Raw genomic sequence first — 25,737 nt, 5'->3', positions numbered from 1 at the left:
CGGCCGGGGTCACGGGGTGACGATCGGGAACTGGGCTTCGGGCTTCGTCACGTACGAGAAGAGCCGGGCGAGCAGGGTGGGATCGCCCTCCACGCCGATCCCGAGCTCCTGCGGGCTCTTCCCGGCGAGGAGCCCGAGGAGCTGGACCTTCCCGAGGGTGAGGGTGAGCCCGGCGGGCGTCCGGGGCTCGGCGACCACCCGGTGGGTGAGGGCGCCGTTGTGGAGGGTGAGGCGGTGCCGCTCGCCCGCGTCGGTGGGCGGGCCCGTGTCGGTCAGGACGAGGTCGATCGTCAGGTCGTCGTCCCAGGCGCGCGGCCCGTCGATCCCGATGGCGATCGAGTCGATCAGCATGGGGACGGTGAGGGCCATCGACATCTCGGGGTTGGTCATGTCGACCATCTCGCCGGTGACGCCCTGGCGGAGCTCCTGGGCGCCGCGCAGGTAGAAGTTCCGCCAGGTGGCGTTCTCGGCGCCGTACCCGAGGTTCTCGTACACCCCGGCGAGGACCTCCTTCGCCTCCGTGTTCCCGGGGTCGGCGAAGACCACGTGGTTGAGCAGGGTCACGGCGAAGCGCGGGTCCCCGGCCTCGATGTAGGCGCGGGCCTTCGCGACGGCCTCGGCGGGGCCGCCGGCCACGTCCACGTACCGCCGCGCGAGCTCCACCGGCGGGTGCTCCCACAGATGGGCCGGGTTGCCGTCGTACCAGCCGAGGTACCGCTGGTAGACCGCCTTGCTGTTGTGGCTGAGCGAGCCGTAGTAGCCGCGCGCGTGCCAGGCCTTCTCCAGGGCGGGCGGCAGCTCGATCCGCTCGGCGATCTCGGGGCCCGTCCAGCCCTCGTTGAGGAGCCGGAGCGTCTGGTCGTGCAGGTACGCGTAGAGGTCGCGCTGTTCGGCCAGGAACCGCACCACGTTGTCGTGGCCCCAGGTCGGCCAGTGGTGGGAGGCGAAGCCGACGTCGTACTGCCCGTGGAAGTACTCGATCGCCTCGTCCAGGTAGTGCGCCCAGATCCGGGAGTCGCGGACGACCGCGCCGCGCAGGGTGAGCACGTTGTGCATGTTGTGCGTGGCGTTCTCCGCCAGGCACAGGGCGCGCAGGTCGGGGAAGAGGAAGTTCATCTCGGCCGGGGCCTCGGTGCCCGGCGTCAGCTGGAAGACGATCCGCACGCCGTCGACGGTCTCCTGCTGCCCGGTCTCCGTGATGTCGACGGTCGGCGGGATCAGGCTGATGGTGCCGGTGGAGGTGGCCTGGCCGAGGCCCACCCCGATCTGGCCGTCCGGGGCCTTCGGGAGGCCGACGCCGTACATGTAGCTCGCCCGGCGGGTCATCGCGTTCCCCGCGTACACGTTCTCGCTGACCGCGTGCTCCAGGAAGCCGACGGGCGCGAGGATCGGCACGCCCTCCTCGGTGCGGTGCGGGAGGACGCCGCGGACGCCGCCGAAGTGGTCGCCGTGCGAGTGGGTGTAGATCACGCCGGTGACCGGCCGGTCGCCGCGGTGCTCCCGGTAGAGCGCGAGCGCGGCGGCCGCCGTCTCCACGGAGATCAGCGGGTCGATGACGATCACCCCGCGCTCGCCCTCGACGAGCGTCATGTTGGAGATGTCGAGGCCGCGGACCTGGTAGACGCCCCCGGTGACCTCGTACAGGCCCTGGCGGGCGGAGAGCTGCCCCTGCCGCCACAGACTGGGGTGCGCGGTGTCCGGGCACTCCGCCTTGAGGAAGGCGTACGCGTCGTTGTCCCAGATCACGCGGCCGTCCTCGGCCTTCACCACACCGGGGACCAGCGAACCCAGGAAGCCACGGTCGGCGTTCTCGAAGTCGGTCGTGTCGTCGAAGGAGGGCAGGGTGTCGCTCATGTGCCAGGTGCTCCGTTCCGCGCATGCGCTGGTCGGCGTACCGGACCATCTGAACACCGGGGTCCTACGGCCGCACGTCGGAGCGGCGGGGGCGCCGGACCGTGCCTACGCTGGAGGTACGCGTCCCGCTCGGGCGGCACGTGTCCTTCGCGGCGGGACGGAGGTGGCCCATGAGGTCACGCCACCACTTCCACATCGACCACCTCGGGCACTCGGTCTCCGCGACCGTGCAGACCGGGCACACGCCGGTGGTCGAGGTCCTCGTCGACGGCAAGTCGACCGGCTACGCCACGGGCAGGAACGACCGGCCGGTCACCGTCGCGATCGAGCTGCCGACCGACCCGCCGACGGCGGCGACCGTCCGCGCGACCCCGGGGCCGGGCGTGCCGCGCTGCCTGCTGCTCATGACCGAGGACGAGGAGCCGCACGTGATGGCACCGCGGCTGTACTGACCGCTGTGCCGCGCCGGGGTGGGGCCGCTACGACAGCCAGGCCATCCCGATGATCAGGAAGACCACGAAGGCGATGACCCCGGCGACGGCCGCCGTCTTGCGCGGGCGGCGCCGGGAGAGCTCCGCGAGCGCGCCGCCGCTGCTGCTCGGCGGGGCCTGGCGCCGCCGGGTGGCGGGCGCGGGGCGGGTCACCGGCGGCCGGTTCATCGGCGGCGGGGTGGGCGCGGGCGTGTGCACCGGCGCGGGCATGGGCAGGGAGGCGGCGGGCCCGGTGGGCTGACGGGGCGCGTGGGACTGAACTGACTGGCGGGGCGCGTGGGGCGTGTGAGGTGCATGGTGAGACGCGTGGGGCGGGCTCGCGACCGGTCCCGCCCCGGGGTACCCGCCCGTCCCGCGCCAGGCCCCGGACGAGAACCAGTCCGCGATCGCCTGCGCCGGAGGCCGCTGCTCCGGCTGCTTGGCGAGCAGGCTCAGCAGGTACGCCTCGAAGTCGGGCGGCAGCGCGGCCCCGAGCCGGCTCGGCGGCACCGGCGGGGTGTCGATGTGCTGGTACAGCAGGGCCGTCGCGGTGTCCGCGCGGAACGGTGGACGTCCGGTGAGCAGTTGGTACAGCACGCAGCCCAGCGAGTACACGTCGGAGGCGGGCGAGGCGGGCTGCCCGAGGGCCCGCTCGGGCGCGAGGTACAGCCCCGTGCCGACGATCTGACCCGTCGTCGTGAGCGCGGCCGAGGGGTCGTCGACGAACCGCGCGATGCCGAAGTCGGCCAGCTTGACCGTGCCTTCGCCGTCGACGAGCAGGTTCCCCGGCTTGATGTCCCGGTGCACGACGCCCTGCCGGTGCGCGGCCGCGAGCCCGGCGGCGGCGTGCGCGGCGACGAGCGCGACCCGCTCGGCGGGCAGGACCATCGGGGCGGAGGGGCTCCCCTGGAGGCTGTCCCCCTCCACCAACTCCATGACGAGGAACAGCTTTCCGTCCCACGTGCCGAAGTCGAAGACGCCCACCACGTGCGGGTGGCTCAGCCGCGCGGCGGTCTGCGCCTCGAGACGGAAGCGGTCGCCGGCGGACGGGTCGGCCGCCTGGGCCAGCATCAGCTTCACGGCCACGGACCGGCCGAGGACCTCGTCGGTGGCCTGCCACACCTCGCCCATGCCGCCCCGGCCGATACACACATGAAGCCGATATCGGTCCGCGACCAGCACCTGGAGACCACCCTTTCGACGATCGATCAACCTGACGGAAGAGAACCAGCGTAGAGCCGCCCGTCCCGGCTCCTCGCCGCGCTCCCCCCTCCGCGCCCCCGACCGGTGCACGACACCCGTGGTCCGGGTGAACGGAGGGTGTCACCGGACGGTTAGCATCGCGGCGTTCGGTGGACATGGGTGAGGAAACGGAGTGGGCCGTGGCGCGACCGCGTGTAGGTGTGGCGGTACTGACGATGGGCACGCGCCCCGCCGAGCTGCGGGCACTGCTCGACGCCGTGGCGGGCCAGGACGAGCCCGCCGCGCGGATCGTCGTCGTCGGCAACGGCACCGGGTCGCTCCCGGCCCTGCCCGAGGGCGTGACCGGGGTCGAACTCCCCGAGAACCGAGGCGTCTCGGGCGGGCGGAACGTCGCGATCGAGACGCTGCGCTCCTTCGGCGACGTCGACATCGTGGTGGACCTCGACGACGACGGCCTGCTCGTCGACACGGACGTCTTCCGCCGCCTGGCGGACCTGTACGACGGGGACCCGACGCTCGGCGTCGTGTCGTTCCGCATCGCCGACGAGACCGGCGAGACGCAGCGCCGGCACATCCCGCGCCTCGGCGCGAAGGACCCGCTGCGGGGCGGTGAGGTCACCACCTTCCTCGGCGGCGGCCACGGCCTGTCGATGCGGATGCTGGACGAGATCGGCGGCTGGCCGGAGGACTTCTTCTTCACCCACGAGGAGACCGACCTCGCCTGGCGGGCCCTCGACGCGGGCTGGAAGGTCATCTACGAGCCGAAGCTGCTGCTCCAGCACCCGAAGACCAGCCCGGCCCGGCACGCCGTCTACTACCGGATGACCGCCCGCAACCGCGTCTGGCTGGCCAAGCGCAACCTGCCGGCCCTCCTCGTCCCCGTCTACCTGGGCGTGTGGACCCTCCTGACCCTGGCCCGCACCCGCTCCCTGCCGGGCCTCGGCGCCTGGTTCGCCGGCTTCGCCGAGGGCGTCCGCCGCTCCTGCGGCCCCCGCACCCCGATGCGCTGGACCACCGTCCTCCGCATGACCCGCCTGGGCCGCCCGCCGGTGATCTAGAGACCTCCGCCCGGGGGTGACCGGCCACGCGCCGGGAGCCCCCAGGGGGCCGCCGCGCGGATGCCTCCCGGAAACGCCTCAGGGGCCAGACCCGCTTTCGCGGATCAGGCCCCTGAGGGTCTTGCGGCTGTCGGGGTGGCGGGATTTGAACCCACGACCTCTTCGTCCCGAACGAAGCGCGCTGCCAAGCTGCGCTACACCCCGATGTCGCTGGTTTGTTCTTCACTTCCCGGCGACATCGATTACTTTAGCCCACGCGCGCGCTCAGACGAAATCCGGTATCCGCGGGGCCTCGGCGCGGGGCGGATGCGGTCCAGGCCGACGATCGCGAGGCCGAGGACGTAGAAGGCCGCGCCGAGCACGACGGCGTTGACCAGGACGCCTCCGTAGCCGTGGACGGTGACGTCGAGGAACGGGTACGTGTAGCGGGTGGGCGCGTCGGGGGAGAGCAGCGCGCCGCGGACCAGGGCGAAGGCGAAGTAGAGGCCCGGGGCCGCCAGCCACTGGGCGGCGTGGCGCCACCGGAGGGCGCCGGGCGCCGTGAGCAGCAGGAAGTCCAGGGCCGTGCCGATCGGGGTCACGGTGTGGAGGAGCTGGTTGGAGACGGCCTTCGCGCCGCTCAGGCGGGCGATCTCGGCGGCGGCGTTGAACTCGCTCGCCTCGTTGTCGAGGACCAGGTGGAAGACGAGGCCGACGACGGCGATGCAGAGGAGGGTCCCGCCGGTCCACAGCGCGGACAGCGGCGGGCGGCGGGTCCAGGCGCGGACGGCGCCCAGGCCGAGGACGACGGCGACGAGGATGTTCGTCCAGATGGTGAAGAAGCTCAGGACCACGAGCACGTTCCCGTACGCGCACTCGATGACCAGGCCCGTCGCCGCGGACGCGGCGATCAGGGCCCGGAAGGCCGCCGCCCAGGGGCGGCGGCCGACGGGGGACATGACGGCGGAGGCCGGCACGGCCGCGGAAGGGGGCGTGAGCATTCCCCCACCGTAAGCGGTCAGGCACGCGCCGTCAGGGTGAGCAGGGTGACCTCGGGCGGGCAGGCGAAGCGGACGGGGGTGTACCGGTTGGTGCCGCAGCCCGCCGAGACGTGGAGGTACGAGGTGCGCTCCTCCACCGTGTGCGTGGAGAGGCCCTTCACCCGGTCCGTGTCCAGGTCGCAGTTGGTGACGAGCGCCCCGTAGAAGGGGACGCACAGCTGGCCGCCGTGGGTGTGCCCGGCGAGGATCAGCTCGTACCCGTCGGCCGTGAAGGCGTCGAGCGCCCGCAGGTACGGGGCGTGCACGACGCCCAGCGTGAAGTCGGCGTCCGCGTCGGGGCCGCCGGCGACCCGCTCGTACCGGTCGCGCTTGATGTGCGGGTCGTCCAGGCCGGTGAAGGCGAGGTCGGCCTGCGGCAGCTTCAGCCGGCCGCGGGTGTTGGTGAGGTTGACCCAGCCGGCCGCGTCGAAGGCGTCCCGGAGGTCCTCCCACGGGTTGTGGACGGCGCCGACCACCGGCGGGTTGCCGTTGAGCCCGTGGCGGCCCTGCACCTTCTCCATCAGGTAGCGGGCGGGGTTGCGCGGCCGGGGCCCGTAGTAGTCGTTGGAGCCGAAGACGTACACACCGGGGAACTCCATCAGCGGCCCGAGCGCGTCGAGTACCTCCGGCACGGCCTCCGTGTCGGAGAGGTTGTCGCCGGTGTTGACGACGAGGTCGGGGCGGAGCCCCGCGAGGGACTGCAGCCAGGCGCGCTTCTTGCCCTGGCCGCTCACCATGTGGATGTCCGAGACCTGGAGGATCCGCAGGTCGCGCATGCCGCGCGGGAGGACCGGGACCGTCACCCGGCGGAGCCGGAAGGAGCGGGCCTCGATGCCGGCCGCGTAGACGATTCCGGCCGCCGCCGTCGCCGTGAGGCCTGCCGTGATCTTCAGGGGGATGCCGTACCGTGCGCGCATCCCCCCATCGTCGCAGACCCGCCGGGCCGAAATGCGCGGGCGGTCCGGGTGGCGCACCTGCCACACTTGACCCCATGACCACGCTCAAGGCGAAGCTCCAGGACGACCTCAACGCCGCGATCCGGGAGCGCGACGAACTGCGCTCCTCGACCCTGCGGCTCACCATCACCGCGATCACGAAGGAGGAGGTCGCGGGTACGACGAAGCGCGAACTCTCCGACGACGAGGTGCAGAAGGTGATCGCGAAGGAGGCGAAGAAGCGCCGCGAGGCCGCGGACGCCTTCGCCAAGGGCGGTCGCCCCGAGTCCGCCGAGCGGGAGAAGGCCGAGGGCCTCATCCTCGACGCGTACCTGCCGAAGCAGCTCAGCGACGAGGAGCTCGACGGCATCGTCGCGGCGGCCGTCGAGGAGGCGAAGGCGGCGGGCGCCGAGGGGCCGCGTGCCATGGGCGCCGTCATGAAGATCGTGAACCCGAAGGTGGCCGGCCAGGCCGAGGGCGGCCGCGTCGCCGCCGCGGTGAAGAAGCTGCTCGCGGGCTGATCCGCGGAGTCGGTACGAGGAAGGGCGCCCCACCTCAGGTGGGGCGCCCTTCCTCGTACCGGCCTGGCGTCAGTGGCCTCCGCCGCGGGGCTTGTTGCGGCCGCCGGGGAACAGGTCCGTCGGGAACGTGAACCCGGGGGACGGGGTGTCGCCGGGCTTGGCGTCGGCGGGCTTCTTGGGCTTGTTCGGGCCCTCGTCGCCTTCCTTCTCCTCGTCCTTGGGCTTGTCGGCCCGCGGCACGGGGACGGTGACGAAGCCCGGCGTCTGGCCGGCGTCCAGGGCGCCCGTCATCGCGATCTTCCAGATCGGGCCGGGGAGGCAGCCACCGCAGACCTTGTCGTAGTACTCGCCGCCGATGGTGATGTCGTACATCGACTTCTTCTCGCCGACGTCGTCACCGACCCAGACGGCGGTGGACAGGTTCGGGGTGTAGCCGACGAACCAGGCGTCCTTGCGGTCGTTGGTCGTACCGGTCTTGCCCGCGTTGTCGCGGTCGCTGAGGCCGGCCCGCGTACCGGTGCCGTCCTCGACGACGCCCTTCAGCATCTGGTTGATGGTGTCGGCGGTCCGGTCGCTCATGGCTCGCGTGCACTTGGTCTGCGGCACGTTCAGCTTGTCGCCGTTGGCGGCCTTGATCGACTCGATGGCGACCGGGGTGCAGTAGATGCCGCGGTTGGCGAAGGTCGCGTAGACGGACGCCATGTCGAGCGGGGTGGACTCGATGCTGCCGAGGGTGACGGAGGGGCTCTGCTTGATGGGCTTGCCCAGCTCGCGCTCGTAGCCGACGTTCTTCGCCATCGTCAGCGTCTCGCAGAGGCCGGCCATCTGCTCCAGCTTGGCGAAGTAGGTGTTGATGGACTTGCCGAGGGCGCTCGTCATGTCGAAGAGGCCCTTCTCCGACTCCATCTCGTTGCTCACCTCCCAGTTCGCGTAACCGGAGGGCTTGCCGTCGCAGCGGGTGTACTCGCTCTCGCTGATGTTGATCTTCGACGGGTCGTTGAAGCTCGTCGCCGGGCTGATGCCCTTCTCCAGGGCCGCGGCGGCGGTGATCGGCTTGAAGGTCGAGCCGACCTGGAAGCCGTACGTCGTGCCGCCCATCTTGCTGCCGACGGCGAGGTTCAGTGTCGTCTGGTGCTGCTTCTGGTCCAGGCCGTACGGACGGGACTGGCCCATCGACAGGATGCGGCCGGTCTTGGGCTGGACCTGCACCACGGAGGCGGCGACCGGGTCGTCCTTGTTGACCTTCGCGACGGCGGCCTCGTTGGCGGCGGCCTGCGCGCGCGGGTCGAGCGTGGTCCTGATGGTGAGACCACCCAGGTTCCACAGCTTCGACCGCTCCTCGGAGGTCTTGCCGAAGGTCGGGTCGCTGAGGATCGTCTTGCGGACGTAGTCGCAGAAGAAGCCGGCGCCGTCGACGGCGGTGATGCAGCCGTTCTTCGGGGTCTTGACCTTCAGCTTGATCGGCTTGGCCTTGGCGGCGTCCGCCTCGGCCTGACTGATGTCCTTCACGTCGGCCATCCGCTGGAGCACCATGTTGCGGCGCTTGGTGGCTTCCTGGATGTCGTTGATCGGGTCGTAGCGGCTCGGCGACTGGACGAGACCGGCCATCATCGCCGCCTCGCCCAGGTCCAGGTCGGCGGCGTGCTTGGAGAAGTACCGCTGGGAGGCGGCCTCGATGCCGTAGGCCTGCTGCCCGAAGAACGTGATGTTGAGGTAGTTCTCCAGGATCTTCTTCTTGCCCAGCTCCTCCTCGACCTGGATCGCGAACTTCAGCTCGCGGACCTTGCGGCCGATGGTCTGCTGGGTGGCCTGCGCGACCTTCTCGGGGTCGTCACCGGCCTCCTCGACGAAGACGTTCTTCACGTACTGCTGGGTCAGCGTGGACGCGCCCTCCGAGACCCCGCCCGACTGCGCGTTCTTGTTGATCGCACGCAGTACGCCCTTGAGGTCGATCGCCCCGTGCTCGTAGAAGCGCCCGTCCTCGATCGCGACGATCGCCTTCTGCATGTACGGGGAGATCTTGTCGATCGGCACGACCTTCCGGTCACGCGAGTACACCGTGGCGATCAGGCCGCCCTCGGCGTCCAGGATCGTGGTGCGCTGACTCAGCGGTGGGGTCTTCAGATTGGAGGGGATCTCGTCGAACCCCTCCACCGTGCCCTTCGCCGCCAGCCCGAGTGCCCCGGCCGCGGGCAGGGCGATGCCCGCCAGCACGGCTCCGGCGAGCACACTGACACCGAGGAACTTGGCGGCCTGCTGGGTCCCGGTCAGACCACCGCCCGAGCGCTTCTTTGCCATGGGGGCAGCCTACGTTCTCATTCGCCGGACACACGTATATGCCTTGGCCTAAGCTGCTCCCAACTGTCACAGCAGTGCGGTCTCGCATCAAGACCCGGGTGTGACATCGGCATGAAATTCCGTGACCCCGAAACACGGGAACCTCGTGTCCGATTCCTGTTGGTGTGTCATGCGGTGCCCGAAATGGGCCCGTCGAGGAAGGGCATGTCCAGGCGATATGTCCGTTAACACACTCATGTCCTTCGATCACTCCCCTGGGTGATCTGACGCGCACGCATAGTCCGTTCGGGCCATTCAAGATTGGGCCCGAAGGGGGTGTTGCGCTGTGCCCACCTTCCGTAACGTCCCAACTGGCAGCGGTGAATATGCCGCTGCCGCCGTGGGGGAGCCTCGATTCGGGAGAGGACGGCGCCGGTATGGGCTGGGTAGCTGACTGGAGTGCGCAGGCGGCCTGCCGCACTACCGATCCGGATGAACTTTTCGTGCAGGGAGCGGCACAGAACAGGGCAAAGGCGGTGTGCACCGGATGCCCGGTGCGGACCGAGTGCCTCGCCGACGCCCTCGACAACCGCGTGGAGTTCGGCGTGTGGGGCGGCATGACGGAGCGCGAGCGACGCGCCCTGCTGCGCCGCAGGCCGACCGTCACCTCGTGGCGCCGGCTCCTGGAGACCGCGCGGACGGAGTACGAGCGGGGAGCGGGCCTGCTGCCCGTGGCGATCGACGACGACGCGACGTACGAGGCGTACGCCGCGGTCGGCTAGAACCGCTCGACGCGGCTCGGCGCGGTGCCGAGGCGCTCGGCGAACAGGCTCAGGCCGAGGGCGTCCGCCCCGCCGTGAGCCGGTCACCGATGACCCGCAGCCCGGCGAGGTCGTGCACATCGCCGGGCAGGGCGGCCACTTCGGTCACCGCCACCTCCGGGTGGAGCGCGGTGAAGCGGTCGCGGGTGCGCTGCTCACGCGCGAGCACCCGCATGCGCTCGGCATGCAGGCGCAGGAGTCCCGCGGTGAGATGACGTACGTCCACGTCTGTTGTTTCCTGTGCCGGTTCGGCTGTGGGGGCAGCCTCGGGTACGGGATGTGCGGCGGCGGTGGCGAGATCGTTCGGCTCGGGCACTGTCCCGTGCTCGGACTCGGGCCGGGACTCGTGCTCGGACTCGGGCTCGGTGGCCGGGGAGCCACCCAGTCCAGCCTTCCCGCCCCCCTGATCCACAATGCGCCCCTCGTCAAGATTTTCCGCGGCGGCCCGCGCCCGCTCGGCCGACAGCCGGGCGGCGCCACTGCCGTGGACGCGGTTGAGGACGAGACCGGCCAGCGGCATCTCCTCGGCGGCCAGCCGCTCCACGAAGTACGCGGCCTCGCGCAGCGCGTCCCGCTCCGGCGTGGCGACCACGAGGAAGGCCGTGCCCGGGGCCTGGAGCAGTCTGTACGTGGCGTCCGCGCGGGTCCGGAAGCCGCCGAACATCGTGTCCATCGCCGCGACGAACGTCTGCACGTCCTTGAGGAACTGACCCCCGAGCAGCTTCCCCAGGGTCCCGGTCATCATCGACATGCCGACGTTGAGGAACTTCATCCCGGCCCGGCCGCCCACCTTCGCCGGGGCCATCAGCAGCTTGATGAACTTCCCGTCCAGGAAGGACCCGAGCCGCTTCGGCGCGTCCAGGAAGTCGAGGGCCGACCGGGACGGCGGGGTGTCGACGACGATCAGGTCCCACTCGTCGCGGGCCCGGAGCTGACCCAGCTTCTCCATCGCCATGTACTCCTGCGTACCGGCGAATCCGGCCGACAGGGACTGGTAGAAGGGGTTCTCCAGGATCGCCCGCGCCCGCTCCGGCTCCGCGTGCGCCTCGACGATCTCGTCGAAGGTCCGCTTCATGTCCAGCATCATGGCGTGCAGTTCGCCGCCGTCGGAGCCCTTGATGCCGTCGACCTTGCGGGGCGTGTTGTCGAGGGAGTCGATGCCCATGGACTGGGCGAGCCGGCGTGCCGGGTCGATGGTGAGGACGACGACCCGCCGTCCGCGCTCCGCCGCCCGCACGCCGAGCGCCGCCGCCGTGGTCGTCTTCCCGACCCCGCCGGCCCCGCAGCACACGATGATGCGGGTCCCCCGGTCGTCGAGCAGCGGATCGAGCTCCAGGAGGGCAGGGCGGTCGAGCCCGTTGGCGCCTTCGCCCGCGGCGCCGGGGCCGTCCTCCGGGGCGGGCCGGTTCGCGGCATCGGGTCCGGTCGCCGCGTCGGGTCCGTCCACGGCGTCCGGCCCCTCCCCGGCGTCGGGTCCGTCCGCGGCGCCTGCCTTCTCCGTCACGCGCCCACCCCTTGCTTCCGCAGTTCCTTCGCCAGCCGGTAGAGCCCGGCGATGTCCGCCCCGTCCCCGAGGAAGGGGAGTTCGTACGAGGGGACGCCGACGCCGTCCAGGACCGCGCGCTGCGTCCGCTCCAGCTCCACCCGCCGCGCGTGCTCGGCCGCCTCGTCGAGGAGCGGCTCGACCAGGCGCGCGCCGCCCGTGACGCCGGCGGCGGCCAGGGTCCGCGCGATCGCGTCCCGGTGGTCGCCGGAGGCGGCCCGTACCGCCGCCTCGTCGAGGACGTGCGGGCGGACCATGTTCACCACGACCCTGCCCACCGGCAGCTCCGCGGCCCTCAGCTCCGCGATGCCGTCCGCGGTCTCCTGGACCGGCATCTCCTCCAGGAGGGTCACCAGGTGCACCGCCGTCTCGGGGGACTTGAGGACCCTCATGACGGCCTGCGCCTGGTTGTGTATCGGGCCGATCCTCGCCAGGCCCGCGACCTCGTCGTTCACGTTGAGGAAGCGGGTGATGCGGCCGGTGGGCGGCGCGTCCATGACCACGTGGTCGTAGGTGGGCCGGCCGTCCTTCTCGCGCCGCCGCACCGCCTCGCACGCCTTGCCGGTCAGCAGCACGTCCCGGACGCCCGGCGCTATCGTCGTCGCGAAGTCGATCGCGCCGAGCTTCTTCAGGGCCCGCCCCGCACCGCCCAGTTTGTAGAACATCTGGAGGTAGTCGAGGAGCGCGCGCTCGGCGTCGATCGCCAGCGCGTACACCTCTCCGCCGCCCGGGGCGACGGCGATCTTGCGCTCCTCGTACGGAAGGGCTTCCGTCTCGAAGACCTGTGCGATGCCCTGCCTGCCTTCGACCTCGACGAGGAGGGTTCGCTTCCCCTCCGTCGCGAGGGCGAGGGCGAGGGCGGCGGCGACCGTCGTCTTACCGGTACCGCCCTTGCCGCTGACGACCTGGAGCCTGCTCACGCTGTCGAGCCTAACCACTGGCGGCCGCGCGCAATCAGCGGACCGCCCCGGAGAAGCCACCTAGGGGGACCTTCGGGGGCCACCTCGGCGGACAGCCCGGCGGCAGCGGATACAGTCGGCCCCATGACCAAGTGGGAGTACGTCACGGTGCCGCTTCTGGTGCACGCGACCAAGCAGATTCTGGACACCTGGGGCGAGGACGGCTGGGAGCTCGTCCAGGTCGTGCCCGGGCCGAACAACCCCGAGCAGCTCGTGGCCTACCTGAAGCGGGCCAAGGCGTGAGCGGGGCCGTCGAGGCGCGGATCGCCGAGCTCGGCCTGACCCTGCCCGAGGTCGTGCCGCCCCTCGCCTCCTACCAGCCGGCCGTGCAGTCCGGCGTGTACGTCTACACCTCGGGCCAGCTCCCGATGGTGGCGGGCAAGCTTCAGCTGACCGGCAAGGTCGGCGCCGAGGTCACGCCGGAGGAGGCCAAGGACCTGGCCGCCACCTGCGCCCTCAACGCGCTCGCGGCCGTGAAGTCGGTCGCCGGTGACCTCGACCGCATCAAGCGCGTCGTGAAGGTCGTCGGCTTCGTCGCCTCCGCCGCCGACTTCACCGGTCAGCCCGGCGTCATCAACGGCGCCAGCGAGCTGCTCGGCGAGATCCTCGGCGACAAGGGCGTGCACGCGCGCAGCGCCGTCGGCGTGGCCGTGCTGCCGCTCGACGCGCCGGTCGAGGTCGAGGTCCAGGTCGAGCTCGTCGAGGCCTGACGTCCCGGACGGATGCGGAGAGCCGGTTTTCCACAGGCGTGGGAAACCGGCTCTCGTGCATTCCGATGCTTGCGCATAGCATCCGGCCATGTCGAATGGTCAGTCGAAGCAGGCGAAGCAGTCGAACGGGCAGTGGTACCCGGCGGAATGGCCCGACCGCATCCGTGCCCTCGCCGCCGGTGAGCTCACCCCCGTGACGCCCCGGCGCGCCGCCACCGTCCTGCTCCTGCGGGACGGGGCCGCGGGGCCCGACGTCCACATGCTGCGCCGCCGCACCTCGATGGCCTTCGCGGGCGGTGCGTACGCCTACCCCGGCGGCGGCGTCGACCCGCGCGACGAGCAGCCGGTGCGCTGGGCGGGCCCGTCCCTGGAGACGTGGGCGGCCCGGCTCGGCCTCGACGACCCGGCGCAGGCCCAGGCCGTGGTCTGCGCCGCCGTGCGCGAGACCTTCGAGGAGGCGGGCGTGCTGCTCGCCGGGGAGACCGAGGACGGCGTCGTCGGCGACACGACGGGCGAGGACTGGGAGCGGGACCGGCAGGCGCTCGTCGCCCGGGAGCTGTCCTTCGCCGACTTCCTGGACCGGCGCGGTCTCGTCCTGCGTTCGGACCTGCTGGGCGCGTGGGCCCGCTGGATCACCCCGGAGTTCGAGCAGCGCCGGTACGACACCTGGTTCTTCGTGGCGGCGCTCCCGGCCGGCCAGCGCACCCGGGACGTCTCCGGGGAGGCGGACCGCACGGTCTGGATCCGCCCGGCGGAGGCCGCCGGCGGCTACGACCGGGGCGAGCTGACGATGATGCCGCCGACGATCTCGACCCTGCGCAGCCTGGAGGCGTACGGGACGTCCGCCGAGGCGCTGGAGGCGGCGGGGGAGCAGGACCTGACCCCCGTCCTCGCACAGGCGCGTCTGGAGGGCGACGAGCTGGTCCTGAGCTGGCCGGGGCACGAGGAGTTCACCAAGGTCATCCCCACCGGGGGTGAGCGATGAGCGACGCCGCCGCCCTGCCCGGCCAGCCGCGCGGCCTCGTGGAGTCGGGGCCCGCGACCGCCCGCGCCGTGAACGTCCTCGCGCCGAACCCGTCCGCGATGACCCTCGACGGCACCAACACCTGGCTGCTCTCCGAGCCCGGCTCCGGCCTCGCCGTCGTCGTCGACCCGGGGCCGCTCGACGAGGGCCATCTGCGCCATGTGATCGACACCGCCGAGAAGCTCGGCAAGCGGGTCGCGCTGACCCTGCTGACGCACGGCCACCCGGACCACGCGGAGGGCGCGGGCCGATTCGCGGAGCTGACCGGGACGGCCGTGCGGGCCCTCGACCCCGCGCTGCGGCTCGGCGACGAGGGGCTCGGCGCCGGGGACGTGGTGACGGTCGGCGGCCTGGAGCTGCGGGTCGTCCCGACGCCCGGCCACACCTCGGACTCGCTCTCGTTCCACCTGCCGGCCGACCGGGCGGTGCTGACGGGCGACACGATCCTGGGGCGCGGGACGACGATGGTCGCGCATCCGGACGGGCGGCTCGGGGACTACCTGGACTCGCTGCGGCGGCTGCGCTCGCTGACCGTCGACGACGGGGTGCACACGGTCCTGCCGGGGCACGGTCCGGTCCTGGAGGACGCGCAGGGGGCCGTGGAGTTCTACCTGGCGCACCGGGCGAGCCGGCTGGCCCAGGTCGAGACGGCGGTCGAGGCCGGGCACCGGACGGCGGCGGACGTCGTCGCCCACGTGTACGCGGACGTGGACCGCTCCCTGTGGCCGGCGGCCGAGCTGTCGGTACGGGCGCAGCTGGAGTACCTGAGGGAGCACGGCCTCACCTGATCCGCGGGGCGGGACCGGCGCGACCCGCCCAGCGGCCGGACCCGGGTGCCGCAGCGAGTCCGGGCGCCGTGCCCGACCCGGGCGCCGTGCCGGACCCGGGTGTCGCGCCGGGGCTCGTGACGTGGGACCCGGAACCGCTCGGGCTTTCCCCGTGTCTTACGCTCCGCTTACATCTGGCCGTAGCTTCGGGGGGATCGCCCGTGTTCGTCTTCGCCATCCTGCTGTTCATAGCCGCAGTGGTGCTCTTCTTCGTCGGCCGCGCCAACGACTCCAAGGGGCTGAAGTTCGGCGCCCTCGGCGCGCTCCTGGCCGGCCTCTTCTCGCTGGTCGTGAGCATGACGTACGTGATCAGCGCGTACGAGGTCGGCGTGCCGGTCGCCTTCGGCAAGGTGGGCCAGCCGATGACCTCCGGCATGCACGTGAAGTCGCCGTTCACGGACGTCACGACCTTCTCGACCCGCCCGGTCGACCTCAACCTCTCCGACAAGGACGTGGTCGAGGTCCGCTCCTCGCAGGGCGGTGTCATGTACGTCGAGCTGACGGTGAAGTGGTCCGTCGACCAGGCCAAGGCCGTCGAGCTGTACAAGCTCGCGGGCAGCGAGGACGCCATCCAGCAGCGGCTGGTCTACCCGGACAGCCGTGAGATCGTCCGCAACGTCTTCGCCCGCCACACCAGCGAGGAGGGGTACGCCTCCGACCGCGAGGGCATCAACGCCGAGATCGGCACCCTGATCAAGGAGCGCCTGGCCCCGCGCGGCATCGACGTGACCACGGTCAACCTGCGCAACGTGAAGCCCTCGGACGCCCTCCAGGGCCAGATCGACCGCAAGATCCAGCAGGAGCAGGCCACCGAGCGGGCCATCGAGGCCTCCCGTACCGCCAAGGCCGAGGCCGACCGGCGCCGCATCGAGGCGGAGGGCATCGCCCGCGCCAACAAGATCCTCAACGACTCGCTGACGGACAAGGTCCTGATGAACCAGTGCATCGACGCCTACAAGGAGGCCGCGGCGAAGAACCCGGTCTACGCGGTGCCCTGCGGCGGCAGCGGCTCCACCCCGGTGATCGTGGACGGCTCGAAGCGCTGACCTCCGCACGTACGGGAAAGGCCGCCCCGGTCGTCGGACCGGGGCGGCCTTTCCACGTGTGCGGAGCCGCGTACGGCGGTGCTTACCGCGAGCGCTTCGCGAGGCGCTCCACGTCGAGCAGGATCACGGCACGGGCCTCCAGGCGCAGCCAGCCGCGCTGGGCGAAGTCGGCGAGCGCCTTGTTGACCGTCTCGCGGGAGGCGCCGACCAGCTGGGCCAGCTCCTCCTGGGTGAGGTCGTGGACGACGTGGATGCCCTCCTCCGACTGCACGCCGAAGCGGCGCGACAGGTCGAGGAGCGCGCGGGCGACACGGCCCGGGACGTCGGAGAAGACCAGGTCGGACATCTGGTCGTTGGTCTTGCGGAGGCGGCGGGCGACGGCGCGCAGCAGCGCGGTGGCCACCTCGGGGCGGGCGTTCAGCCAGGGCTGGAGGTCGCCGTGGCCGAGGCCGAGCAGCTTGACCTCGGTCAGCGCGGTCGCCGTGGCGGTGCGCGGGCCCGGGTCGAAGAGGGACAGCTCGCCGATGAGCTCGCCGGGGCCGAGGACGGCCAGCATGTTCTCGCGGCCGTCGGGGGAGGTGCGGTGCAGCTTCACCTTGCCCTCGGTCACCACGTACAGGCGGTCACCGGGGTCGCCCTCGTGGAAGAGCGCGTCGCCACGGGCGAGCGTCGCCTCACTCATCGAGGCGCGCAGCTCGGCAGCCTGCTCGTCATCGAGCGCCGCGAAGAGCGGGGCGCGCCGCAGAACGTCGTCCACGAGTTCTCTCCTACTGTCGACCTGCTCAAAGGACCTGGGTCCCATGATGCCGGACGCACAAAACAGTGCGATCAATCACAACAAGTTTGACGTACCGAGTCGCTCGTCCGTACGTCAGGGGCCCGATTGGGCTCCGATCGGCCACGCCCGGGGCGGATGTCGGCGGCGGCGCCTAGGCTGGCCGGGTGTCCAACTCGCCGGTGAGAGCGCAGGCCAAGGGGGCTGAAAGAGTGTCGGGCGAAGGTAATTCCGCTGTGGGCGAACGCGGCGTGTCGAAACGGGCAAAGGGTGCAAAAGGGGAGTCCGTGGGGCCTGTGAAGACCCCCACGCCGACGGACCCCGCCGCGCCCGCGCCCGGCAAGCCCGCCCGGCCCACGAAGCCCGCCCGCGTTGCCAAGCCCGTCGCCAAGCCCACCGCGCCCGAGTCGCGGCTCGCGATGGTGCGGCGGGCGCGGCGGATCAACCGGGAGCTGGCCGAGGTCTACCCGTACGCCCATCCGGAGCTCGACTTCCGCAACCCCTTCGAGCTGCTCGTCGCCACGGTCCTCTCGGCGCAGACCAACGACCTGCGGGTCAACCAGACCACCCCGGCCCTCTTCGCGAAGTACCCGACGCCCGAGGACCTCGCCGCGGCCGTGCCCGAGGAGGTCGAGGAGCTGATCCGGCCGACCGGCTTCTTCCGCGCCAAGACCAAGTCGATCATGGGCCTCGCCGCCGCCCTCAGGGACGACTTCGGCGGACAGGTCCCCGGCCGTCTGGAGGACCTCGTCAAGCTCCCCGGCGTCGGCCGCAAGACCGCCTTCGTCGTCCTCGGAAACGCCTTCGGGGTCCCCGGCATCACCGTCGACACCCACTTCATGCGCCTCGCCCGGCGCTGGCGGTGGACCGAGTCCGACGACCCGGTGAAGATCGAGGCCGAGGTCGCCACGATCTTCCCGAAGAGCGAGTGGACGATGCTCTCGCACCGGGTGATCTTCCACGGCCGCCGGATCTGCCACGCCCGCAAGCCCGCCTGCGGCGCCTGCCCGATCACCCACCTCTGCCCCGCGTACGGCGAGGGCGAGACCGACCCCGAGAAGGCGAGGAAGCTGCTCAAGTACGAGATGGGCGGCTTCCCCGGCCAGCGCCTCAACCCGCCGCCCGGCTACCCGGGCCGCCCGGCGCCCCCGCTGGGCGGCGGCGCGTCACCCGGCGGCGAGGCCTGAACACGCCGGGTGAACACGCCGCCGGGAACGAACCCGTCCACCGATCGCGTTGAGAACCACGGGGGTGCCCATGACGCGCACTGACGAAGAGATCCACGGGCCCGGCACGGCCGGGCTGCTCAGCAGGGACGGGCTGCCCGACTGGCTCGAGCCCGTCGACCGGGCCGCCCGCACGGTCAGACCCGAGCAGCTGAGCCGCTTCCTGCCGCCCGAGAGCGGCTCCGGCCGCCAGTCCGCCGTCCTCGTCCTCTTCGGCGAGGGCGAGCGCGGACCCGAGCTGCTGCTCATGGAGCGCTCCGGCAGCCTCCGCTCGCACGCCGGGCAGCCCTCCTTCCCCGGCGGCGCCCTCGACCCCGAGGACGGCGATCCGGCGGACGGCGGCCTGCTGCGCGCCGCCCTGCGCGAGGCCCAGGAGGAGACCGGCCTCGACCCGGAGGGCGTCCAGCTCTTCGGCGTGCTGCCCCGGCTCTACATCCCGGTCAGCGGCTTCGTCGTCACCCCCGTCCTCGGCTGGTGGCGCGACCCCAGCCCGGTCGGCGTCGTCGACCCCGGCGAGACCGCCCGCGTCTTCACCGTCCCCGTGGCGGATCTCACGGACCCCGCGAACCGCGCGACCTCCGTCCACCCGCTCGGCCACGAAGGCCCCGCGTTCCTCGTCGCATCCGCTCTGGTCTGGGGTTTCACGGCCGGCGTCATCGACAAGCTGCTCCATTTCGCCGGCTGGGAGCGTCCCTGGGACCGGTCCAAGAAGGTCCCGCTCGACTGGCGCTCATGACAGGCTGACCTTCGGGCGGACCGGCCTTCGGGCCGACCGACCCCGGGCGACCGGAAACGAATCTGCGAGGCTATTGACGGTGAACGTGCTGGACATCCTGTTGCTGCTCGCCGCCGTATGGTTCGCGATCATCGGTTACCGCCAGGGCTTCGTCGTCGGCATCCTCTCGGTGATCGGCTTCCTCGGCGGCGGTCTCGTCGCCGTTCTGCTGCTGCCGATCCTCTGGGACCAGCTGACCGACAACAGCGAGGTCTCGACCACGGCGACCGTCGTCTTCGTGATGATCGTCATCGTCAGCGCCTCCGTCGGCCAGGCCTTCACCACCCACCTCGGCAACAAGCTGCGCCGCCACATCACCTGGTCGCCGGCCCGCGCCCTGGACGCCACCGGCGGCGCCCTCGTCAACGTGGTCGCGATGCTGCTCGTGGCCTGGCTGATCGGCTCCGCCCTCGCCCGTACCTCGCTGCCCACCCTGGGCAAGGAGGTACGGACCTCCAAGGTGCTGCTCGGCGTGGAGCAGGTGATGCCGGATCAGGCCTCCGGCTGGTTCGACGACTTCAGCTCCACCCTGGCCCGCAGCGGCTTCCCCCAGGTCTTCAGCCCCTTCGCGAACGAGCCGATCACCCCGGTCACCCCGCCCGACCCGGCGCTCGCCCACAGTCCCGTGGCCGCCCGCGCGCAGCGCTCCATCGTGAAGGTCGTCGGCACCGCGCAGAGCTGCGGCAAGGTCCTCGAAGGCACCGGCTTCGTCTTCGCCGACCGCCGCATCATGACCAACGCCCACGTCGTCGGCGGCGTCGACGAGCCGACCGTCCAGATAGGCGGCGAGGGCAAGCTCTACGACGCCAAGGTCGTCCTCTACGACTGGCAGCGCGACATCGCCGTCCTGGACGTGCCGGGCCTGCGGGCCACGCCGCTGGCCTTCACCGACGAGGACGCCCACAGCGGCGACGACGCGATCGTCGCCGGATTCCCGGAGAACGGCTCGTACGACGTGCGCTCGGCCCGTGTGCGGGGCCAGATCAGCGCCAAGGGCCCCGACATCTACCACCGTGGCGATGTGCGCAGGGACGTGTACTCGCTGTACGCGACGGTCCGCCAGGGCAACTCCGGCGGTCCGCTCCTCACGGAGAACGGCGAGGTGTACGGCGTGATCTTCGCCCGCTCCCTCGACGACGCGAACACCGGATACGCCCTGACGGTCGACGAGATCCGTGAGGACATCGAGCGCGGCCGGACCGCCGACCAGCAGGTCGACACCCAGACCTGCGCCCTGTGAGCGCCGGCTCTACGGAGCGCTAAGCGGTGTCTCTGGGGTGCCGGAGCCGGGCCGAGACCCAGCGGGCCCGGCGGCGCAGGATGCGCGAGATCCCCACGCCTTGCGCCGCGTGGCCCGCGTCCGCGGTGCCACCCCTCTCGCGGGAGCCCGGCCCCGTGGCCGAGCGGCGGTCGCGTGCTGTCGTGTCACCGTAGTCGTGCGTCCAGCCCATACTTCGACGTCTGCCCGGGGGCCAAGGTCGGTAACCGCCCCGGGGCCCGCCAATTGGAGTATGCGCGGGGCACATGGCCGTTCGACGCAAGCCTGTACGCCGGCACGGTCCCTGAAAGGGGCTCAGCGGTCGGGTTCGGGGTCCTTCAGCCAGTTGACGAGCTCCGTGGTGAAGGCCACCGGGTCCTCCTCGTGCGGGAAGTGCCCGAGGCCGTCGAAGAGCCGCCAGCGGTACGGCGCCTCCACGTACTCGCCGGACCCCGCGGCGCTGCGGGTCCGCATCACCGGGTCCAGGGAACCGTGCAGGTGGAGCGTCGGCACCCGGACGGGCCGCTTCATGCGCCGGTTGAACTGGATGCCGTCCGGGCGGGCCAGCGACCGCACCATCCACCGGTACGGCTCGATCGAGCAGTGCGCCGTCGACGGGACGCACATCGCCCGCCGGTACGTCTCGACGGCCTCCTCGTCGACCGGCTTCGGACCCGACCAGTCCCGGATCAGCTCGCCCACGAGCGCGCCGTCGTCCGCGACGAGCTGACGCTCCGGCAGCCACGGCCGCTGGAAGCCCCACACGTGCGAACCGGCCCGCGACTGGGCGAAGTCGGAGAGCATCGCCGAGCGCCAGCGGCGCGGGTGCGGCATCGAGGAGACGACGAGCCGGCGCACCAGCTTCGGCCGCATGACGGCGGCCGTCCAGGCGAGGTAGCCGCCCAGGTCGTGCCCGACGAGCGCCGCGTCGGGCTCGCCCAGGGAGCGGACCACGCCGGTGATGTCGAGGGCCAGGTTGGCGGGGTCGTAACCCCGCGGCGTGCGGTCGCTGCCGCCGACCCCGCGCAGGTCCATCGCGACGGCCCGGAATCCGGCCTCGGCGAGGGCGGGCAGCTGGTGGCGCCAGGTCCACCAGAACTGCGGGAAGCCGTGCAGGAGCAGCACCAGCGGGCCGTCGCCCATCTCGGTGATGTGGAAGCGGGCGCCGTTGGCGGCCACGTCACGGTGCGTCCACGGCCCGTCGAGCCGTACGGGCCCGCCGTTGCCGCTGCTGCTCTCGGGGAGGGTCATACGGACGAGCGTGCCACAGCGGAGGCCTTGTCGAGCGCGGGCTGCTGCGCCGGACGGGGGTGCGGCTTCGCGTTCTGCATGATCGCCGCGGTCTGCTTGGCGGAGGCGATGGACTTCTCCGGCGGCTTGAGCTTCTTGAACTTGGAGTACGCGATCAGCCCGAGCAGCGCCGCGACCAGCACGTTGAAGGCGAAGGACAGCAGGAAGCACCAGACGAGGTTCCAGCCCCCGTTTCCGTTGTGCCCGCCGGTCCAGGTGTTGATGGCGTACGCGAGCGCGAAGCTCAGCATCGGCAGCGAGAAGAGCAGCACCACGGCGGCCGCGGTGCCCGCCGCGCTGCCGATCGCGCCACGCTTGACGTCCTGTCGGATCTCGGCCTTGGCCAGGGCGATCTCGTCGTGCACCAGCGCGGACATCTCGGCGGTCGCCGAGGCGACCAGCTGACCGAGGCTGCGCTCGGTGCCGTCGAACGGGTCGCTCATCGCTGCTCCCTCTCCTTGTGTCTACGGTCCGACTCAGATCATGCCGGACGGTCGCCCCCGTCGCGCGACGCCCCCGCCAGTTGGGCGCGCTGCCGGTGCTCCGCGGCCTTCCGCTCGTAGATCTCGGCCATCCGCAGGTGGTACTCCGGGTTGTCCTCCTCGTAGATGTCGGGGATGCCGTCCTCGTCCTCGTCGCGCTCCTCGGCGGAGACGAGGGCCTGGTACTTCCGGACCCGCAGCTTCAGCAGGACGGAGGCGAGGACGGCCGCGATCAGCGAGCCGATGAGGACGGCGGCCTTCACCTCGTCGGTGAGGACGGCGTCCCCGGCGAAGGCGAGTTCGCCGATGAGGAGCGAGACGGTGAAGCCGATCCCGGCGAGGGTGGCGACGGCGAACACGTCCGGCCAGGCCAGGTCAGGATTGAGCTCCGCACGGGTGAAGCGGGCGGCGAGCCAGGTGCCGCCGAAGATGCCCATCGCCTTGCCGACGACGAGACCGAGGACCACGCCGAGGGTGACCGGCTGGGTGAAGACGTCGTGGATCGCGCCGCCGGAGATGCTCACACCGGCGGAGAAGAGCGCGAAGAGGGGGACGGCGAGCCCGGCCGAGAGCGGCCGGACCAGGTGCTCGATGTGCTCGCCGGGGGAGTGCTCCTCACCCTCGCGGGTGGTGCAGCGCAGCATCAGGCCCATGGCGACGCCGGCGATGGTGGCGTGGACGCCGCTGTTGTACATCAGGCCCCAGATGACCAGGGCCAGCGGCACGTACACGTACCAGCCGCGGACGCCCTTGCGGAGCAGTACCCAGAAGACGACGAGTCCGGCGACGGCGCCGCCGAGCGCGGCGAAGTTCAGCTCGCTGGTGAAGAAGATCGCGATGATCAGGATCGCGAACAGGTCGTCGACGACGGCGAGGGTCAGCAGGAACGCGCGGAGCGCGGACGGCAGCGAGGTGCCGATGACGGCGAGGACGGCGAGCGCGAAGGCGATGTCGGTCGCGGTGGGCACGGCCCAGCCGTCGAGCGAGCCGCCGCCGACGATGTTCTCCAGGGTGTAGACGAGGGCGGGGACCGCCATGCCGCAGAGGGCGGCGATGACGGGGAGCATGGCGGCCTTGGGGTCGCGCAGCTCACCCGCGACGAGCTCGCGCTTGAGCTCGATGCCGGCGACGAAGAAGAAGATCGCCAGGAGGCCGTCGGCCGCCCAGTGCTGGATCGACAGGTCGAGGCCGAGGGCGGCGGGGCCTATGTGGAAGTCGCTGACGGTCTCGTAGCTCGCGCTCAGCGGGGAGTTCGCCCAGACGAGCGCGGCGACGGCGGCGAAGAGCAGCAGGACGCCGCCGACGGTCTCGGTGCGCAGCGCGTCGGCGATGTAGCGCCGCTCGGGCAGCGAGAGACGGCCGAGGAACTTGCGGTCGTTGGGCACGGACACGTGGGTGACCTCCGTCGGGCGGGCAGGGCGAAGCACATGCCGACCAGACTTCCCGGCGCACCTAGGTCTTTCTGTCGCGTTCCTGACGCGATCCTTACTTTACCTAACGAGCCCGGGGTGTGTCCGGCGAGATTCACTTTATGGAGTTTCGTGGCTTTCGTCCCATCGGGGGCGGGCATGGGAAACGCCCGCCCCGAGCGGCTCGGGACGGGCGTTTCCCGGTGCGTGAGGGTCAGTCCTCGCTGGACGTGGCCGGCAGCTGGGTCTGGATGAGCGACATCACCGAGGAGTCGGTCAGGGTGGTGACGTCACCCAGCTCGCGGTTCTCCGCGACGTCGCGCAGCAGACGGCGCATGATCTTGCCGGAGCGGGTCTTCGGGAGCTCCGCCACCGGCAGGATCCGCTTCGGCTTGGCGATCGGGCCGAGGGTCGCGCCCACGTGGTTGCGCAGCTCGGCGACGAGGTTCTCGTCCTCGGTGGCCGTGCCGCGCAGGATGACGAAGGCGACGATCGCCTGGCCGGTCGTCTCGTCGGCGGCGCCGACGACGGCCGCCTCGGCGACGGCCGGGTGCGAGACGAGGGCCGACTCGACCTCGGTCGTCGAGATGTTGTGACCCGAGACGAGCATGACGTCGTCGACCCGGCCGAGCAGCCAGATGTCGCCGTCCTCGTCCTTCTTGGCGCCGTCACCGGCGAAGTACTTGCCCTCGAAGCGGGACCAGTACGTGTCGATGTAGCGCTGGTCGTCGCCCCAGATGGTGCGGAGCATCGACGGCCACGGCTCGGTGAGGACCAGGTAACCGCCGCCGCCGTTCGGGACCTCGTTCGCCTCGTCGTCGACGACGGTGGCGGAGATGCCCGGCAGCGGGCGCTGGGCGGAGCCCGGCTTGGTCTCGGTGACGCCCGGCAGCGGCGAGATCATCATCGCGCCGGTCTCGGTCTGCCACCAGGTGTCCACGATCGGGGTCCTGTTCGCGCCGATGTGCTCGCGGTACCAGATCCAGGCCTCGGGGTTGATCGGCTCGCCGACGGAGCCGAGCACGCGGAGGCTGGACAGGTCGAACTTCGCGGGGATGTCGTCTCCCCACTTCATGAACGTGCGGATCGCGGTGGGCGCCGTGTAGAGGATCGTGACGCCGTACTTCTGCACGATCTCCCAGAACCGCCCCTGGTGCGGGGTGTCCGGGGTGCCCTCGTACATGACCTGCGTCGCGCCGTTGGCCAGCGGGCCGTAGACGATGTACGAGTGCCCGGTGACCCAGCCGATGTCGGCGGTGCACCAGTAGACGTCGCTCTCCGGCTTGAGGTCGAAGACGGCGTGGTGGGTGTAGGCGGCCTGGGTGAGGTAGCCGCCGGAGGTGTGCAGGATGCCCTTCGGCTTCCCCGTGGTGCCCGAGGTGTACAGGATGAAGAGCGGGTGCTCCGCCGGGAACGCCTCCGGGGCGTGCTCGGTGGACTGGCGGGCGACGATGTCGTCCCACCAGACGTCCCGGCCCTCGGTGAAGGCGGTGTCCTGGCCCGTACGGCGGACCACGAGGACGTGCTCGACCTGCGGGCACTTGGCGACGGCCTCGTCGATGGCCGGCTTGAGGGCGCTCGGCTTGCCGCGGCGGTAGCCGCCGTCGGCGGTGACGATCACCTTGGCGTCGGCGTCCTGGATGCGGGAGGCGACGGCGTCGGCCGAGAAGCCGCCGAAGACCACCGAGTGGGCGGCGCCGACACGGGCGCAGGCCAGCATCGTGATGGCCGCCTCGGGGATCATCGGCAGGTAGACGGCGACCCGGTCGCCCTTGCGGACGCCCAGCTCGGTCAGGGCGTTGGCGGCCCGGGAGACCTCGTCCTTGAGCTCGGCGTAGGTGATGGCGCGGCTGTCGCCGGGCTCGCCCTCGAAGTGGATGGCGACCCGGTCGCCGTGGCCGGCCTCGACGTGCCGGTCGACGCAGTTGTACGCCACGTTCAGCTCGCCGTCCGCGAACCACTTGGCGAACGGCGGGTTCGACCAGTCGAGGGTCTCGGTCGGCTCGGTGGCCCAGCTGAGCCTCCTGGCCTGCTCGGCCCAGAAGCCCAGCCTGTCCGCCTTGGCCTGCTCGTACGCCTCCGCCGTCACATTGGCGTCCGCGGCCAGCTCGGTGGGCGGCGCGAACCGCCGCTCTTCCTTGAGCAGGTTGGCCAAGGATTCGTTGCTCACGACATCTCCCTTTCCCAGGGCGTCCTCTGTGCGTATGTGTCCCGTGTCATAGCTCACCAGTCGCAGGCCCGGGTGACAAGAGCAT

25 protein-coding genes and 1 tRNA gene are annotated in these 25,737 nt (G+C 71.5%); 12 read left to right on the top strand and 14 right to left on the bottom strand.

The window, feature by feature from the left end; genetic code table 11:
* Positions 1 to 9: 9 nt before the first annotated feature.
* Positions 10 to 1,854, bottom strand: coding sequence for an alkyl/aryl-sulfatase (locus GGE06_RS14825; RefSeq protein WP_184931044.1), 1,845 nt, complete (start codon positions 1,852 to 1,854; stop codon positions 10 to 12).
* 170 nt (positions 1,855 to 2,024) lie between these two features.
* On the opposite strand from GGE06_RS14825, the gene GGE06_RS14820 reads away from it, so the two are divergent.
* Entirely contained in the window at positions 2,025 to 2,306 is a 282-nt protein-coding gene (locus GGE06_RS14820; RefSeq protein ID WP_116160236.1) for a hypothetical protein, read from the top strand.
* Positions 2,307 to 2,333: 27 nt separating this feature from the next.
* Here the strand turns inward: GGE06_RS14820 and GGE06_RS14815 are convergent, their stop codons facing one another.
* Positions 2,334 to 3,506: a serine/threonine-protein kinase gene (locus GGE06_RS14815; RefSeq protein ID WP_116160237.1), complete on the bottom strand. Its 1,173-nt coding sequence runs from the start codon at positions 3,504 to 3,506 to the stop codon at positions 2,334 to 2,336.
* A gap of 200 nt (positions 3,507 to 3,706) precedes the next feature.
* Between GGE06_RS14815 and GGE06_RS14810 the strand changes: the two genes are divergently transcribed.
* Positions 3,707 to 4,585, top strand: a complete 879-nt coding sequence (locus GGE06_RS14810; protein WP_181924595.1) for a glycosyltransferase family 2 protein — start codon at positions 3,707 to 3,709, stop codon at positions 4,583 to 4,585.
* A gap of 130 nt (positions 4,586 to 4,715) precedes the next feature.
* On the opposite strand, the gene GGE06_RS14805 is transcribed toward GGE06_RS14810, so the two are convergent.
* From GGE06_RS14805 to GGE06_RS14795, 3 genes are all read right to left on the bottom strand, one after another.
* Positions 4,716 to 4,789 (bottom strand) — tRNA-Pro (locus GGE06_RS14805).
* 38 nt (positions 4,790 to 4,827) lie between these two features.
* A complete protein-coding gene (locus GGE06_RS14800; protein ID WP_116160238.1) occupies positions 4,828 to 5,565 on the bottom strand; it encodes a Pr6Pr family membrane protein in 738 nt (245 codons plus the stop codon).
* Positions 5,566 to 5,582: 17 nt separating this feature from the next.
* On the bottom strand, positions 5,583 to 6,521 hold the full coding sequence (locus GGE06_RS14795; RefSeq protein WP_116160239.1) for a metallophosphoesterase: 939 nt from the start codon (positions 6,519 to 6,521) through the stop codon (positions 5,583 to 5,585).
* Positions 6,522 to 6,595: 74 nt separating this feature from the next.
* Between GGE06_RS14795 and GGE06_RS14790 the strand changes: the two genes are divergently transcribed.
* Positions 6,596 to 7,060 (top strand): GatB/YqeY domain-containing protein, encoded by a 465-nt coding sequence (locus GGE06_RS14790; RefSeq protein ID WP_116160240.1) that lies wholly within the window; start codon positions 6,596 to 6,598, stop codon positions 7,058 to 7,060.
* A gap of 69 nt (positions 7,061 to 7,129) precedes the next feature.
* Here GGE06_RS14790 and GGE06_RS14785 read toward each other — a convergent pair whose 3' ends face one another.
* A complete protein-coding gene (locus tag GGE06_RS14785) occupies positions 7,130 to 9,358 on the bottom strand; it encodes a transglycosylase domain-containing protein (protein ID WP_116160241.1) in 2,229 nt (742 codons plus the stop codon).
* A 416-nt stretch (positions 9,359 to 9,774) separates the two neighbouring features.
* On the opposite strand from GGE06_RS14785, the gene GGE06_RS14780 reads away from it, so the two are divergent.
* Positions 9,775 to 10,119 carry a WhiB family transcriptional regulator gene (locus tag GGE06_RS14780; RefSeq protein ID WP_181924596.1) on the top strand — a complete coding sequence of 115 codons (345 nt, stop codon included), beginning with the start codon at positions 9,775 to 9,777 and terminating at the stop codon, positions 10,117 to 10,119.
* A gap of 49 nt (positions 10,120 to 10,168) precedes the next feature.
* Here GGE06_RS14780 and bagB read toward each other — a convergent pair whose 3' ends face one another.
* The gene (gene bagB, locus GGE06_RS14775) at positions 10,169 to 11,494 is read right to left on the bottom strand and encodes an ATPase BagB (protein ID WP_116165444.1); all 1,326 of its coding nucleotides are present in this window, start codon (positions 11,492 to 11,494) and stop codon (positions 10,169 to 10,171) included.
* 164 nt (positions 11,495 to 11,658) lie between these two features.
* Entirely contained in the window at positions 11,659 to 12,621 is a 963-nt protein-coding gene (gene bagA / locus GGE06_RS14770; protein ID WP_181924597.1) for an ATPase BagA, read from the bottom strand.
* A gap of 123 nt (positions 12,622 to 12,744) precedes the next feature.
* On the opposite strand from bagA, the gene sp36 reads away from it, so the two are divergent.
* The 5 genes from sp36 (at position 12,745) to GGE06_RS14745 (ending at position 16,267) form a co-directional block, all read left to right on the top strand.
* On the top strand, positions 12,745 to 12,903 hold the full coding sequence (sp36, locus tag GGE06_RS14765; protein ID WP_116160244.1) for a Sp36 family protein: 159 nt from the start codon (positions 12,745 to 12,747) through the stop codon (positions 12,901 to 12,903).
* Positions 12,900 to 13,370 (top strand): RidA family protein, encoded by a 471-nt coding sequence (locus GGE06_RS14760; RefSeq protein ID WP_116160245.1) that lies wholly within the window; start codon positions 12,900 to 12,902, stop codon positions 13,368 to 13,370. The genes sp36 and GGE06_RS14760 overlap by 4 nt, the downstream gene beginning before the upstream one ends.
* 88 nt (positions 13,371 to 13,458) lie before the next feature.
* On the top strand, positions 13,459 to 14,355 hold the full coding sequence (locus GGE06_RS14755; protein ID WP_184931043.1) for an NUDIX hydrolase: 897 nt from the start codon (positions 13,459 to 13,461) through the stop codon (positions 14,353 to 14,355).
* The gene (locus tag GGE06_RS14750) at positions 14,352 to 15,182 is read left to right on the top strand and encodes an MBL fold metallo-hydrolase (protein ID WP_116160247.1); all 831 of its coding nucleotides are present in this window, start codon (positions 14,352 to 14,354) and stop codon (positions 15,180 to 15,182) included. Before GGE06_RS14755 ends, GGE06_RS14750 begins: the two co-directional genes overlap by 4 nt.
* Positions 15,183 to 15,382: 200 nt before the next feature.
* Positions 15,383 to 16,267, top strand: coding sequence for a prohibitin family protein (locus tag GGE06_RS14745; protein WP_116160248.1), 885 nt, complete (start codon positions 15,383 to 15,385; stop codon positions 16,265 to 16,267).
* An 82-nt stretch (positions 16,268 to 16,349) separates the two neighbouring features.
* Here the strand turns inward: GGE06_RS14745 and GGE06_RS14740 are convergent, their stop codons facing one another.
* Positions 16,350 to 17,024 carry a Crp/Fnr family transcriptional regulator gene (locus tag GGE06_RS14740; RefSeq protein ID WP_015034542.1) on the bottom strand — a complete coding sequence of 225 codons (675 nt, stop codon included), beginning with the start codon at positions 17,022 to 17,024 and terminating at the stop codon, positions 16,350 to 16,352.
* 185 nt (positions 17,025 to 17,209) lie between these two features.
* On the opposite strand from GGE06_RS14740, the gene nth reads away from it, so the two are divergent.
* The 3 genes from nth (at position 17,210) to GGE06_RS14725 (ending at position 20,283) form a co-directional block, all read left to right on the top strand.
* Positions 17,210 to 18,229 (top strand): endonuclease III, encoded by a 1,020-nt coding sequence (gene nth, locus GGE06_RS14735; protein ID WP_184931042.1) that lies wholly within the window; start codon positions 17,210 to 17,212, stop codon positions 18,227 to 18,229.
* 70 nt (positions 18,230 to 18,299) lie between these two features.
* Complete coding sequence (locus GGE06_RS14730) at positions 18,300 to 19,004, top strand: NUDIX hydrolase (RefSeq protein WP_116165445.1); 705 nt, start codon at positions 18,300 to 18,302, stop codon at positions 19,002 to 19,004.
* 79 nt (positions 19,005 to 19,083) lie between these two features.
* Positions 19,084 to 20,283: a MarP family serine protease gene (locus tag GGE06_RS14725; protein WP_116165446.1), complete on the top strand. Its 1,200-nt coding sequence runs from the start codon at positions 19,084 to 19,086 to the stop codon at positions 20,281 to 20,283.
* A 19-nt stretch (positions 20,284 to 20,302) separates the two neighbouring features.
* Here the strand turns inward: GGE06_RS14725 and GGE06_RS42555 are convergent, their stop codons facing one another.
* The 5 genes from GGE06_RS42555 to acs form a co-directional block, all read right to left on the bottom strand.
* Positions 20,303 to 20,494 (bottom strand): hypothetical protein, encoded by a 192-nt coding sequence (locus GGE06_RS42555; protein ID WP_116160250.1) that lies wholly within the window; start codon positions 20,492 to 20,494, stop codon positions 20,303 to 20,305.
* A gap of 122 nt (positions 20,495 to 20,616) precedes the next feature.
* Positions 20,617 to 21,552, bottom strand: a complete 936-nt coding sequence (locus GGE06_RS14720) for an alpha/beta fold hydrolase (RefSeq protein WP_116160251.1) — start codon at positions 21,550 to 21,552, stop codon at positions 20,617 to 20,619.
* Positions 21,549 to 22,034 (bottom strand): phage holin family protein, encoded by a 486-nt coding sequence (locus GGE06_RS14715; protein ID WP_116160252.1) that lies wholly within the window; start codon positions 22,032 to 22,034, stop codon positions 21,549 to 21,551. Before GGE06_RS14715 ends, GGE06_RS14720 begins: the two co-directional genes overlap by 4 nt.
* Positions 22,035 to 22,072: 38 nt before the next feature.
* Positions 22,073 to 23,464: a Na+/H+ antiporter NhaA gene (gene nhaA / locus GGE06_RS14710; protein ID WP_116160253.1), complete on the bottom strand. Its 1,392-nt coding sequence runs from the start codon at positions 23,462 to 23,464 to the stop codon at positions 22,073 to 22,075.
* Between the two features lie 232 nt (positions 23,465 to 23,696).
* Positions 23,697 to 25,652: an acetate--CoA ligase gene (gene acs / locus GGE06_RS14705; RefSeq protein WP_184931041.1), complete on the bottom strand. Its 1,956-nt coding sequence runs from the start codon at positions 25,650 to 25,652 to the stop codon at positions 23,697 to 23,699.
* Positions 25,653 to 25,737: the final 85 nt, after the last annotated feature.

The sequence above is a fragment of the Streptomyces nymphaeiformis genome (assembly GCF_014203895.1).
GTDB classification, from domain to species: Bacteria; Actinomycetota; Actinomycetes; order Streptomycetales; family Streptomycetaceae; genus Streptomyces; species Streptomyces nymphaeiformis.
The sequence above is the reverse complement of the archived record's forward strand: the minus strand, read 5'-3'. Positions and strand labels throughout refer to the sequence as shown.